Annotated in this window: 11 protein-coding genes; 9 read left to right on the forward strand and 2 right to left on the reverse strand. The window is 42.1% G+C overall.

The window, feature by feature from the left end:
* Positions 1-58: 58 nt before the first annotated feature.
* From ACGE0T_RS13910 to ACGE0T_RS13950, 9 genes are all read left to right on the forward strand, one after another.
* Positions 59-2,137 carry a TonB-dependent receptor gene (locus tag ACGE0T_RS13910; RefSeq protein WP_459187224.1) on the forward strand — a complete coding sequence of 693 codons (2,079 nt, stop codon included), beginning with the start codon at positions 59-61 and terminating at the stop codon, positions 2,135-2,137.
* A gap of 6 nt (positions 2,138-2,143) precedes the next feature.
* The gene (locus tag ACGE0T_RS13915; RefSeq protein WP_459187225.1) at positions 2,144-3,349 is read left to right on the forward strand and encodes an MFS transporter; all 1,206 of its coding nucleotides are present in this window, start codon (positions 2,144-2,146) and stop codon (positions 3,347-3,349) included.
* A complete protein-coding gene (hemN, locus tag ACGE0T_RS13920; RefSeq protein ID WP_459187226.1) occupies positions 3,346-4,719 on the forward strand; it encodes an oxygen-independent coproporphyrinogen III oxidase in 1,374 nt (457 codons plus the stop codon). The genes ACGE0T_RS13915 and hemN overlap by 4 nt, the downstream gene beginning before the upstream one ends.
* A 4-nt stretch (positions 4,720-4,723) precedes the next feature.
* On the forward strand, positions 4,724-6,082 hold the full coding sequence (gene hemG, locus ACGE0T_RS13925) for a protoporphyrinogen oxidase (protein ID WP_459187227.1): 1,359 nt from the start codon (positions 4,724-4,726) through the stop codon (positions 6,080-6,082).
* Between the two features lie 696 nt (positions 6,083-6,778).
* Positions 6,779-7,165 (forward strand): putative signal transducing protein, encoded by a 387-nt coding sequence (locus ACGE0T_RS13930; protein ID WP_459187228.1) that lies wholly within the window; start codon positions 6,779-6,781, stop codon positions 7,163-7,165.
* Between the two features lie 13 nt (positions 7,166-7,178).
* On the forward strand, positions 7,179-7,361 hold the full coding sequence (locus ACGE0T_RS13935; protein ID WP_459187229.1) for a hypothetical protein: 183 nt from the start codon (positions 7,179-7,181) through the stop codon (positions 7,359-7,361).
* Between the two features lie 160 nt (positions 7,362-7,521).
* The gene (locus tag ACGE0T_RS13940; RefSeq protein WP_459187230.1) at positions 7,522-8,856 is read left to right on the forward strand and encodes an NADP-specific glutamate dehydrogenase; all 1,335 of its coding nucleotides are present in this window, start codon (positions 7,522-7,524) and stop codon (positions 8,854-8,856) included.
* Positions 8,857-9,051: 195 nt separating this feature from the next.
* Positions 9,052-10,482, forward strand: a complete 1,431-nt coding sequence (locus ACGE0T_RS13945; RefSeq protein WP_459187231.1) for a RapZ C-terminal domain-containing protein — start codon at positions 9,052-9,054, stop codon at positions 10,480-10,482.
* Positions 10,479-11,219 (forward strand): nucleotidyltransferase family protein, encoded by a 741-nt coding sequence (locus ACGE0T_RS13950; RefSeq protein ID WP_459187232.1) that lies wholly within the window; start codon positions 10,479-10,481, stop codon positions 11,217-11,219. The genes ACGE0T_RS13945 and ACGE0T_RS13950 overlap by 4 nt, the downstream gene beginning before the upstream one ends.
* Before the next feature lie 87 nt (positions 11,220-11,306).
* Here the strand turns inward: ACGE0T_RS13950 and ACGE0T_RS13955 are convergent, their stop codons facing one another.
* Positions 11,307-12,197: a metallophosphoesterase family protein gene (locus ACGE0T_RS13955; protein WP_459187233.1), complete on the reverse strand. Its 891-nt coding sequence runs from the start codon at positions 12,195-12,197 to the stop codon at positions 11,307-11,309.
* On the reverse strand, positions 12,191-12,871 hold the full coding sequence (locus tag ACGE0T_RS13960; protein WP_459187234.1) for a hypothetical protein: 681 nt from the start codon (positions 12,869-12,871) through the stop codon (positions 12,191-12,193). Before ACGE0T_RS13960 ends, ACGE0T_RS13955 begins: the two co-directional genes overlap by 7 nt.
* Between the last annotated feature and the right edge of the window lie 214 nt (positions 12,872-13,085).

The following is a 13,085-nucleotide window of genomic DNA, read 5'->3' on the forward strand; positions in this document are numbered from 1 at the left end:
AGAATGACCTTGACAAGCAAGATTCGTCAATCAAATTAAATCGATATAAAAACATCTTATGTATAAAATACTATCTGTATTCCTGTTATCCGCATCCACCCTATATACCGGGTGGGGTAAAGAAATCGAGGCAGACACACTGAAAACCCGCCAGGTTAATCTGGACGAGGTGGTAGTTGAATCATTCAAACAGGAAAAAAGCCTGCGACTGGCTCCTCTCTCCGCTTCTTCGGTAACGGGAACAGCGATACAGAACCGGAATATAACAGGGATAAAGGAATTCAGTTCCTTTATCCCTAACTTATTTATGCCGGACTATGGTTCCAAACTGACTTCTCCGGTTTACATCCGCGGTATCGGTTCCAAGATAAACGCTCCGTCTGTAGGATTATATGTCGACGGGATTCCTTATTTCGAGAAATCGGCACTCGATTTTAATTTCACGGAGATAGACCGGATAGAAGTATTGCGTGGTCCGCAAGGTACTTTATACGGACGTAATACGATGGGAGGTATTATTAATGTATATACCAAATCGCCCCTGAAATACCAGGGCACGAATGCGTATATTTCAAATGGGACTTATGGGCTTCAGGATTATGCCCTCTCCCATTACCGTTCCATCGGAGAGAAGTTCGGTATTGCGGTTTCTGGCAATTACAATAAGAGCGATGGGTACTTCACCAACCTATATACGGATAAAAAAGCCGACAACCAGAAATCCGGTTCCGGACGTATCCGCTTGGAATGGCTTCCCCGTCCGGACTTTTCCGTACAATTGATGAGCAGTTATGACTACTCTGACCAAGGAGGTTATCCGTACGCCGTTTGCGACTCCGTAACCCATCGCCCGGGCGATGTGAATTATAATGATTACAGCTATTACAAACGGACGCTTTCAACCACAGGCGTTAGTTTGGAATATCGCGGTAAAAATTTCAGCCTCGGAAGCCAGACCGCATTCCAATATTTATCAGACCATCAGGGCATCGACCAGGATTTTTCACCTAAAAGTATCTATTTCGCCCGTCAGGACCAGAAACAGAAAATGGTATCCGAAGAATTCAATATCAAATCCACAAGTAAAGGCCGTTATAAATGGCTGTTCGGGGCATTCGGATTCTGGCAAGGCATAGATAATACGGTTATCCTGGATTATCTGGCGCAGAATTACAGTACCCGTAAATTATATACTATCCCGACTTACGGGTTTGCCCTGTATCACCAATCAACTATCGACGATTTATTGGTAAAAGGTCTCTCCCTTACGTTCGGTATCCGTTATGACTACGAAAGAGCATCCACCGACTTTTTATATTACAAAGACTCTGTAGCAAGCAGCAAAGAAGTTGATAAATTCTACAGCAAACTGAAATTCAGCCAGGTAACCCCTAAGTTTTCCCTGCAATATATGTTTCCGTCTACCGGATTGGTATATGCAACCGTTACCAAAGGATATAAGACCGGTGGCTTCAATACCTCCTTCGAGCGGGACGAAGACCGTACTTTCGAACCAGAAAGCAGTTGGAATTATGAAGTCGGAGCCAAACACCCGTTCCTGGACAACCGCTTGCGTGCCGAAATTGCATTCTTCTATATCGATTGGAAGAACCAGCAAATCAGCCAGCCTCTACCATCCGGCAGAGGTTCCATGCTCAAGAATGCAGGACGCTCCGTCAGCAAAGGGGTAGAACTCAGCTTGCAGGGGAATTTATTTAACGGATTCATGCTACAGGCCAATTACGGTTTTACACACGCCACATTTAAGAAATACCAGAACGGAAAAACAGATTACGCCGGAAATTTCTTGCCGATGGTTCCCACACATACATTCGCCATTGGAGCCGATTATACCCGTGCCAATCCCTGTCCGCATATCGACCGTTTTACAATCAGCCTGAATTATACAGGTACAGGTAGAATTTATTGGAAAGAAGACAATAAAGTATCGCAACCTTATTACGGACTACTGAACGGAAAGTTTTCCGTAACCAAAGGTTTTGCTACCTTTGCAATCTGGGCTAAGAACATAACAGCAACCGATTACACGGCATTCTATTTTGAAAGCGGCGGCAAAGGGTTAGGACAAAAAGGAAAACCTTTCACTATCGGGGGCAATATCCAGCTCAACTTTTAGGAAAGCATGATACAAAAAGACAAAACATACAATCTGGCAACTTTTTTCTGCCTGTATATCGCACAAACAATACCGATGAGTTTCTTCTCGACAGTCATTCCGGTTATGATGCGGCAGGAAAATTTCTCTCTCTCGGCAATAGGTCTATTACAACTTATCAAATTGCCCTGGATACTTAAATTTCTTTGGTCGCCGCTGATAGACCGCCATTCCACCACCACCGGAGATTACAAACGGTGGATTTTTTCATCGGAACTGATTTATGCCGCATTGATATTTGCCGTTGCATTCCTGGACTTCCATACGGACTTCTATACGATTGTAGCATTAATTATCATTTCCTTTGTTGCATCCGCCACGCAGGATATTGCGACGGATGCCTTGGCCGTACTCTCATTCAGCCGTCAGGATAAAAGCCTTGCAAACAGCATGCAGTCGATGGGAAGTTTCGGCGGTTCCATGATTGGAGGCGGATTATTGCTTTTACTATTCAAGCAGGTAGGCTGGAACAGTTTATTACCATGCCTTGCCCTGTTCGTTATCATTGCCCTACTCCCCCTCTTTTTCAACAAAGGGATTAAAATCCAACCGAAAGATACCCATGAACGGGCAAAGAAAGCAGATGTGTTCTACTTCTTCACCCAAAAGAAAATATGGAAACAGATTGGTTTCCTTTTCCTCTACTACTCCGGATTAATCGGCACGCTGGCTATGCTGAAACCTTATCTGGTAGACTTAGGCTACAGCATGAAAGAAATCGGAATAATGAGCGGATTGGCCGGGACAGCCGTTGGAGCAATGTCTTCTTTTGCCGGAGGACTTATAGTAAAACGCATCGGACGTTATCGTGCCCGCGCCTTATTTTCTGTATTCGTGCTGATCGCTTGTTTGTATTTCCTCGGTTTATCTTATATACATCCTACCACCCCGTTGTTATATGGAGGCATTTTCCTGCTATGGGGCAGCTATGGGATGGCAACGATCGTGGTCTATACAACAGCGATGGACTGTGTACGTCCCGGACGTGAAGGAACAGACTTCACCGTTCAGACTGTCATTACCCATCTTGCAGGTATGATAATGGCTATCCTCAGCGGAAAAATTGCAGATGCGACCGGTTATCATGGTTTGTTCTTTTTTGAAACAGCCATTGCCGTTTTGTCACTCCTCTACATACTTATTGTATTCAAAAAAGAAAAAGAGACGATATGAAACAAGAATTGTTAGACAAATATAATGTACCGGTCCCCCGGTATACCAGTTATCCACCGGCAAACTATTTCACAGAAAGTTTTACCGGCGAAGACTATCTGAAAGCGATTGAACAGTCCAACCAATTAAGTCCGAAACATCTTTCATTCTATTTTCATATACCATTCTGCCGGAAAATGTGTTATTATTGCGGATGCAACTCCATACCGCTTTCCGAACACAATGTTGTAACCCGTTTCCGTTATGTGGAAGCACTCCATCAGGAAATAGAACTCATCGCCCCCTATCTTGCCACTAAACGAAAAATTGCGCAAATCCATTATGGAGGAGGAACACCTTCCATATTGCCACTCATGACCCTGAAAAGCCTGAATGACCATTTACGCAAAGATTTCACTTTTATCAATAAACCGGAAATTGCCATTGAGTGCCATCCCGGTTATTTACAGGAAAAAGATTGGATCGCATTCGAAGAAGCGAGTTTCAACCGAATCAGTATCGGCGTGCAAGACTTTAACGAAGAAGTCCTGAAAAAATCAAACCGCAAACTTTCATTATTGCCGATAGAAGAGATTGTAAACGCACTCCACGCCTCCGATATAAAAGTCAATTTGGATTTCCTGTACGGACTGCCCGGACAGACAGAGGAAAGTTTTGCCGCAACCATTGAACGAGCGATAAAAATACAGCCAGACCGACTGGTGACCTTCTCATATGCTCATGTACCCTGGGTAAACAAACGGCAGTTGCTCCTTGAAAAAGCAGGATTACCCAGCAGTGAGGAGAAAAGCCGCATGTATGAAACTGCACGCCGGATGCTCTGTGAAGCCGGTTACAAACCGATAGGCATGGACCATTTCGTACGTGAAAATGATGAATTGTATACTGCATTGCAGAACGGGCAACTTCACAGGAATTTCCAGGGATACTGTACCCGCAGAACCACCGGACAGGTTTATGCATTCGGTGTTACCGGTATCAGCCAGCTTACGGCAGCCTATGCCCAGAATTGCAAGGATGTTCCCGAATATATAGAACTGATGAAACAAGGAAAACCTGCCACGATAAAAGGATATACCTTGAACGAAGAAGAACAAATTGCCCGCGAAGTTATCGAAACATTAATGTGTAACTATTCCATCAACTGGCAGGAAATCGCAGAACGGTTCTCACTTCCCGTTTCCGAAATAAAGCAGGCTGTAAATTATGATAAAGCGAGTCTTGACGAATTTGCCGCAGACGGGCTTATCGAATTTAACGATGAACAACTAAAAATGACGGCGGAAGGCAGACTGTTTGTCCGCAATGTTGCCGCCTCATTCGACAAACTAATGCTTCATACCAACAAATCATTTTCTAAACCGGTATAATATTATGGAAAATATTGTAGTGATAGGAGCCGGACTGACCGGTCTGACCACAGCTTTCCACCTGACACGTAAAGGGAAGAAAGTACATGTACTGGAACAAAGCAACCGTACCGGGGGCCAGATTCATACATTTCGCGAAGAAGGATTTGTGTTTGAAAGCGGTCCTAATACCGGAGTGGTTTCCTATCCTGAAGTTGCGGAACTGTTTGCCGCCCTGGCTCCGGCATGTGAACTGGAAACAGCTCACGAAGAAGCCAAACGGCGGCTGATTTGGAAAGGTGACAAATTTCGTGCCCTTCCTTCCGGCTTGTTCAGCGCAATCACTACTCCATTATTTTCTTTAAGCGATAAGTTCCGTATCCTGGGTGAACCGTTCCGAGCAAAAGGAACCAACCCGGACGAAGCTGTAGGTGAACTGGCGGCAAGACGTCTCGGCAAGTCTTTCCTGCATTATGCGGTAGACCCGTTCCTTTCCGGTGTTTATGCCGGCGACCCGATGAAACTGGTAACCCGTTACGCACTGCCTAAATTATATAACCTGGAACAACAATACGGTAGTTTTATCCGCGGTACCATTGCCAAAGCAAAACTTCCTAAAACCGAACGCGACCGTCTGGCTTCCAAAAAGGTATTCTCTGCCGCAGGAGGACTCGAAAACCTGACAATAGCTATGACCGAGGCTATAGGAAAAGAGCATATCACCCTCTCGGCAACCGGTATTACCATCCGCCCTTCCAATAAACAATGGTTGATTTCCTATCAGACACCGTTAGGCGGGGAACAAACAATTTTGGCCGACAAAGTAATTACCACTGTCGGGGCCTATTCCCTCCCGGAACTGTTGCCTTTCGTATCCAAAGAGGATATGGATAAAATCAGCAACCTGAAATATGCACCGGTAGTTCAAGCAAGTGTGGGCATCTGCAACACAAACAAACTGCAATTCAATGCATTCGGAGGCTTAGTCCCTTCCTGCGAGAAAAAGGAAGTACTCGGAATCCTCTTTCCCTCTGCCTGTTTCGACGGTAGAGCACCAAAAGAAGGCGCGCTTTTCTCCTTTTTCATCGGAGGAGTCAAACATGCGGAGCTTACTACGTGGCAGGATGATGAATTGAAGGCCTTAATTATCCGCCAATTCCATTCCATGCTAAAGTTCCCGGTCGACGTAGAACCGGATATGATCCGTATCTTCCGCCATCCGCATGCTATTCCCCAATATGAACTAAGCAGCGGCGAACGCTTCCAAACCATCGAGAAACTCGAAAAAGAATATCCTGGATTAATCTTAGCCGGAAATATGAAAGGAGGCATCGGCATGGCAGACAGAATCAGGCAAGCAACGCAATTGACGGCCGATATCTGACAGGTTTCCATTGACAGTTAGGCTTCGCCATCCATCTTACAAATATTACAATGTGGCAGGATATTAGGTTTAAAAGTGACATTATCTCACAATAAGCCCGACTATACTAACACACACTATAAACAAAAAGGAGCATTTAGCTGACAATCCACTTATTTTTACTACCTAAAAGGGACTTTTATACCTACTTTTGTAAAAAATCCAACTACTTGCGGACCTAATTTTAATTAGTAGCGGTACTAAATTCAATTATATCCGGAGTAAAAAGTAGTATATTTTGACTTCAAAACATATATGTTTTGCATTTAAAGCACCCATGTTTTGATTTTCAGATGTTATGGAGCAGAAATACAACGCTGGAAGAACAAAAAAACGGTTGCCACGCAGATGTCAAATAGACTGCTATATAAAAAAATACACGACAATATATTCAATTAAGATCCGCATCATGCCAATTAGCAACTACCATACCATTTTAAGCAACAAACCGACAAACCTCAACTCCGCGAGAGTCGCATATTTCCAAGAGCCCCCGCCCTTCCCTTCATCCATGAGCAGGAAAACATAGAGACATTATCAAAATGTCAAAAATATCTTTCTGTCAATCCGCCCCTATCTTAAAAAGTAAAATATCAAATCAAAACATAGACGAAATCCAAACAAAAACTTTTACTTTGTAAAAAAATGGGAGAAGTTATGGATAAAATGGTAGAAATAGCCCGGTTTACCCGTCCGCAAGAAGCACAGGTACTCGAATCCCTCCTGAAATCAGAAGGAATCGAATGTTATTTGAGAAACGAATATACAACTCAGGTTATGTATCCTGCCAATATGGGGGGTGTCCGTGTGGAATTGCTGGAAAGCGAAGTAGCCCACGCAATGGAAATAATGGAAGCCAATGGCTATGAATTTCCGGAAGAAGATGAAGAGCCGGAACAAATCCAGGCCATATCAGGCTGGGCACGCCATATCCCGTTTCTCCGTAGTTATTCATTAGAAAAACAAATCATTATCATATTCGTGATAATAGCGGTACTGCTTACCCTTTTCATTTATTGCGGTTCCCTTTTATCCTCCAAATAGACAAATGTAACCGATGGCACGTAGAAAAATAACAAATAGTCAGGCAGTATGTATTACCCTTTTATGGGGTGTATTATGTTATATGTTGCTTGTTTACAGCGAAAAGATAACCTTCGATGTCATTTTCGCTCTGGTAGCATCAGCTATCATTGTGTTTGTACCGATATACAAGAGCAGAAGACGGAAGGAAGAATAACATTTAGTCAGTTTTCCAAGCCTAATATAACTAAATGATATTTTTATCGCATTTTTTCTTTCAAATATTTGTTTGTATAAAATTTTAGCTTACCTTTGCACAGTCGTTTAGGAGACGGCGCTACAATAGCAAAATGGTATAATAAAATCAATTCAGTCTTATGAAGGCAAGTGAAGTTTTAGACAACTTAAAGAGAAGATTCCCGAATGAACCTGAGTATCATCAGGCAGTATCAGAAGTTTTAGGTACAATTGAAGAAGCGTACAATGAGCACCCTGAATTTGAAAAGAGCAATTTAATCGAGCGTCTTTGTATACCCGACCGCATATTCTCATTCCGTGTGACTTGGATGGACGATAAAGGCCAAATTCAGACCAATATGGGATACCGTATCCAGCACAACAATGCAATCGGCCCGTACAAAGGTGGTATCCGCTTCCATGCTTCTGTAAACCAATCTATCCTTAAGTTCTTAGCTTTCGAACAGACTTTCAAAAACTCACTGACTACACTGCCGATGGGTGGTGGCAAAGGAGGTTCTGACTTCAGCCCGCGTGGTAAATCAAACGCTGAAATCATGCGTTTCTGCCAGGCTTTCGTACTGGAATTATGGCGTCACATCGGTCCGGACACAGACGTTCCTGCAGGTGACATAGGTGTAGGCGGACGCGAAGTTGCTTACATGTACGGTATGTACAAAAAACTGGCACACGAAAATACAGGTACATTCACAGGTAAAGGACGTGAATTCGGTGGTTCGCTGATTCGTCCGGAAGCTACAGGTTACGGCAACGTATACTTCCTGTTGGAAATGCTGAAAACACGCAATATCGATATTAAAGGTAAAGTCGTTACAGTGTCCGGTTCCGGTAACGTAGCACAATATACAGTTGAAAAACTGATTGAATTGGGAGCTAAGCCGGTTACTATGTCCGACTCTGACGGTTACATCTATGACCCGGACGGTATCGACCGCGAAAAGCTGGACTTCATCATGGAACTGAAAAACATGTACCGTGGACGTATCCGCGAATATGCAGAAAAATACGGATGCAAATATGTAGCAGGTGCACGCCCATGGGGTGAAAAATGTGACATTGCTATGCCGAGCGCAACTCAAAACGAGTTGAATGGCGATGATGCAAAGACTCTTCTTGCAAACGGTTGTTTCGCTGTATCGGAAGGTGCAAACATGCCATCCACTCCGGAAGCTATCGATACGTTCCTTGAAGCAAAAATCCTTTACGCTCCGGGTAAAGCAGCCAACGCCGGCGGTGTATCCGTTTCCGGTCTGGAAATGACACAAAACGCTATGAAGTTAAGCTGGAGCAGCGAAGAAGTCGATGAAAAGCTGAAAAGCATCATGAAAGACATCCACGAACAGTGCCTGAAATATGGTAAAAACGCAGATGGCACAGTAAATTATGTAAAAGGCGCTAACGTTGCAGGCTTTATGAAAGTAGCCAAAGCAATGATGGCACAAGGCATTCTATAAAAAGTTGGCAGTCGACAAAAAACAGTTGACAGTTAACTGAAGAATAAATAGGGATTAATGATTATAGAAGGATGATGTATCCGCCTTTGGATACATCATCCTTTTTTGCCTTTATTTATTAGAGTGAATTAAACCATCTACTCTCACTTGTCAACTGTCAACTATTTCTTACCTTAGTACCGAAATTAGAAAACTATGGTAACAACTGAATTAAGTAAACTCTATCATGAATACACGGGTTCCCCGGCAGAAGATATAACCGAGCTACCTTCATCCGGCTCCAACCGACGCTATTTCAGGTTATCCGGGCCACAAACCTTGATCGGCGTAAGTGGAACATCTATCGAAGAGAACAGAGCATTCATTTATATGGCACAACATTTCCGGGAAAAGGGATTGCCTGTACCTAACGTATTCTGTTACTCGGAAGATAATTCTTACTACCTGCAAGAAGATTTGGGAGATACCCTTTTATTTAACGCAATTGAAAAAGGAAGAAAAAGTTGTGTATTCGATGAATGCGAACGGACCTTATTACATAAGACAATTGCCCTACTGCCTGCTATCCAGTTTGCAGGAGCTGAAGGAATGGACTTTTCGAATTGCTATCCGCAACCGGAATTCAATAAACGTTCCATTCTATGGGATTTAAACTACTTCAAATATTGCTTCCTGAAAGCTACGGGAATGGAATTTCAGGAAAATCTGCTGGAAGATGATTTCCTGAGAATGAGTGAAGTGTTACTGAAAGACACCTCCCCTACATTTATGTACCGTGATTTCCAGTCCCGCAACGTTATGATAAAAGAGGGGGAACCTTGGTTTATCGACTTTCAAGGAGGACGTAAAGGTCCGGTATATTATGACGTAGCCTCTTTCCTTTGGCAAGCCAAAGCAAAATATCCGGAGGATTTACGCCAGGAATTGATACAGACTTATTTGGATGCAGCCCGTAAATATACGACAATCGATGAACAGGAATTTTGTAAGCAATTACGCCATTTCGTTCTTTTCAGGACATTGCAGGTATTAGGAGCATATGGCTTCCGCGGATATTTTGAAAAGAAACCTCATTTCATCCAAAGTGTTCCTTTTGCCATTGAGAATCTGCGTCAGTTATTGAAAGATGAATACTCCGAATATCCTTATCTGTGTTCCGTTCTGAAAGAACTTACCGACCTTTCACAGTTCCGCGACGATTTACAGAAACGCACTCTCGTAGTGAAAATCGTAAGTTTTGCTTATAAAAAAGGTATACCGAATGATCCGAGCGGAAACGGAGGCGGATTTGTTTTCGATTGCCGTGCTGTCAATAATCCGGGAAAATATGAACGGTATAACCATTTTACCGGATTGGATGAACCGGTGATCCGTTTCCTTGAAGAAGACGGAGAAATCACCCAGTTCCTGAATCATGCATATGAAATTGCAGACGCATCCGTAAAACGTTACCTGGACCGGGGATTCAGCAACCTGATGATCTGTTTCGGTTGTACCGGCGGACAACACCGTTCCGTCTATTCTGCCCAGCATATGGCTGAACATCTGCATAACAAATTCGGTGTGAAAGTAGAACTGGTCCATCGCGAACAAAACATAGAACAACTCTTTAACGCTACATTATGAAAGCTATGATTTTTGCAGCCGGTATGGGGACTCGCCTCAAACCGCTGACTGATACTATGCCCAAAGCGTTGGTTCCCATAAACGGAAAACCAATGCTGGAACATATTATCTTAAAACTCAAAAATTCCGGATTTACTCAAATCGTTATAAACATTCATCACCTCGGACAGCAAATCATTGATTTCCTTGCGGAAAATAACAACTTCGGGATAGATATTATCATTTCCGACGAACGTGATTACCTGATGGATACGGGAGGGGGCATAAAGAAAGCAAAAAGTTTTTTTACAGGTAAAGAGCCTTTCCTGATTCACAATGTGGACATTATATCGGATGTGGATTTGAAAAAACTATATGATAAGCATCTGGAAACAAATCCGCTTGCGACATTATTAGTCAGCAAACGTGAAACTTCACGCTATCTACTTTTTAATAAAGAAAATAAGCTGTGTGGCTGGAGAAACCTGGAGACCGGCGAAGTAAAATCATTCTATCCGTATTTCGACCCTGCCCAATACAATGAATATGCATTTAGCGGCATTCATGTACTTTCTCCTGAAATATTCGACTGGATGGAAGAATGGACAGGCAAATTCTCCATTATTAATTTTTATCTGTCGATATGTGCCAAAACAGATATTCATGCTTACCCGGCAGAAAATCTGCACCTGATGGATATTGGAAAAATTGAAACGTTAACAAAGGCTGAAGAATGGATTAAACATTTTACTACATAAAAAACAACTATGGTTTTTCCCTATCATAAATTATGAATAAGGAAAAACCATAGTTATCTTAAAAGAATCCCCTTCTATAGTTACTCTTTACGGGACATATATCAATTCATATTGGATATCTCCATTTGCTTTACAGGTTATTTTTGCGATTTCTCCCCTTATCGGATTATTCCGTTCACTGAATGCATCCAAAGTAATATATTGCACTCCACGGAATGTATTTTCCCCATGAGCATGGATATGTCCGCTGAATACATAATCGATCTTATTCTCAGCAAAGAAATCAAACAAGTAATACAATTCCTCGCGCGGGAAATTGGAAGAGTAAGCATTCGAACGGGGACGGAAAAACGGATTATGCGTGAAAACAAAACAATGACGGTACTCCTGCCTTATCTCCTCAACGATAGGAAGAATGTCCTGCATCTGCCGTTTACCTAACGTACCGTTCGCAGTATCCAAAAAAACAAAAAGATCCGCAAGGTCTTCACGTCCTTCAACATAAACCTCTACAAAATAAGTTGAAGTTCCGAATATATCATTAAATAACGCCCAACCATTACGGGTTATATCGTGATTTCCCACTACCGGATAGAAAATCAAACCTTTCTCCTTATACTCTGTTACCAGATCCTCAACATCTGCATAATACTCAGGTTGTGTTTCAGCCAAATCGCCCAAATGGGCACAAAACAGATGTCCTCCTTTCAAGGTTTCATCAAAAGCCTCGGTTAAACGTTTCATATCAGTCGTTGTATGACTATCGGCTATGACCAGAAACGAGTACTCTTTTCCACTTGTATCAATCTCGAAAGTTGATTTTTTATTTTCTTCCTGCGAATAAAAATAATAAGATTGCTTTACGCGGTCGTCAACATTCGTGTTACCTATCAGGATACCTGTAGGTTCAATTTTGCTGCAACCGGATAAAAAACACAGGGCACAGCATACCGATATTATATATTTTTTCGTTACCATTTATATCTCGCTCCTAATTTAAAAAAGGTTTCATACTTCATAGCTAATTGATTCATACTACCTGCCGGACGTGCTGTAAACTCAGCCAATATCCGCCAGTGCTTCGCCACATCGATTCTTCCGTCCACCCCATACATAATGTTATAATTCTCATAGATGAAATCATCGAAGTTACGGATAAAAAGTCCGACATTCCACCAGTTCTCACGAGGTCTAAGATGTAATCCCATAGCAACAGAAAGAGTGACAGGTTCAAAATTCCCGCTTCCTTTGGAAAAGTATCCAAGAAAACTATTACCCAGAGTTAGATTAAAATAACGGCTTTCCCATGTTCCTGCAATACGGTAAAGCAGTTCATTCATTTTCGACAAACCGTAATAATTATATACAAGCCTGTTCGAAATATACACATTAAACTTGTAAACAGAAAAACGATAAGTTCCATCTGCATAAAGTCCACCAAAAGCCTGAGGATTCTTTGTGGATAAATTAAGGCCTCCTGTCAGGCTCAACCGATCTGAAAAGTTCCGGGTATAAAATCCCGAAAATCCCCCATAAATACCATGAAGAGCATTATCTCCCACTTGAAAATAGGCCTTTACTTCATTTGTTTGTCCCCATACTGTAGAGTTTAAGGATAATAATAGCGTTAACAATAATAAAATTTTTTTCATTGATTGACGATTAAATAATGGACAAATCTACCATAATATTCGAATTAAAATAATCTTCAGCTTGTAATAATTACTTAAAAATTACAAACTGCACATCTTGCTATAGATATATTAACAATAGGTCCGTTGACTTGTTTGGCACGTAAACCGTATTCATAGCAGGTTATTCGTATATTTGCCAACAAATCTTTTACTCTAATAAATAAACAGTTCA

Source organism: Parabacteroides sp. APC149_11_2_Y6, from assembly GCF_054506995.1.

Excerpts from the sequence above, each read along its gene's own strand:
- hemG (WP_459187227.1), top strand. The coding sequence starts at position 4,724 with ATGGAAAATATTGTAGTGATAGGAGCCGGACTGACCGGTCTGACCACA.
- ACGE0T_RS13960 (WP_459187234.1), bottom strand. The coding sequence starts at position 12,871 with ATGAAAAAAATTTTATTATTGTTAACGCTATTATTATCCTTAAACTCT.
- ACGE0T_RS13930 (WP_459187228.1), top strand. The coding sequence starts at position 6,779 with ATGGATAAAATGGTAGAAATAGCCCGGTTTACCCGTCCGCAAGAAGCA.
- ACGE0T_RS13915 (WP_459187225.1), top strand. The coding sequence starts at position 2,144 with ATGATACAAAAAGACAAAACATACAATCTGGCAACTTTTTTCTGCCTG.
- ACGE0T_RS13935 (WP_459187229.1), top strand. The coding sequence starts at position 7,179 with ATGGCACGTAGAAAAATAACAAATAGTCAGGCAGTATGTATTACCCTT.
- ACGE0T_RS13945 (WP_459187231.1), top strand. The coding sequence starts at position 9,052 with ATGGTAACAACTGAATTAAGTAAACTCTATCATGAATACACGGGTTCC.
- ACGE0T_RS13955 (WP_459187233.1), bottom strand. The coding sequence starts at position 12,197 with ATGGTAACGAAAAAATATATAATATCGGTATGCTGTGCCCTGTGTTTT.
- hemN (WP_459187226.1), top strand. The coding sequence starts at position 3,346 with ATGAAACAAGAATTGTTAGACAAATATAATGTACCGGTCCCCCGGTAT.
- ACGE0T_RS13940 (WP_459187230.1), top strand. The coding sequence starts at position 7,522 with ATGAAGGCAAGTGAAGTTTTAGACAACTTAAAGAGAAGATTCCCGAAT.
- ACGE0T_RS13950 (WP_459187232.1), top strand. The coding sequence starts at position 10,479 with ATGAAAGCTATGATTTTTGCAGCCGGTATGGGGACTCGCCTCAAACCG.
- ACGE0T_RS13910 (WP_459187224.1), top strand. The coding sequence starts at position 59 with ATGTATAAAATACTATCTGTATTCCTGTTATCCGCATCCACCCTATAT.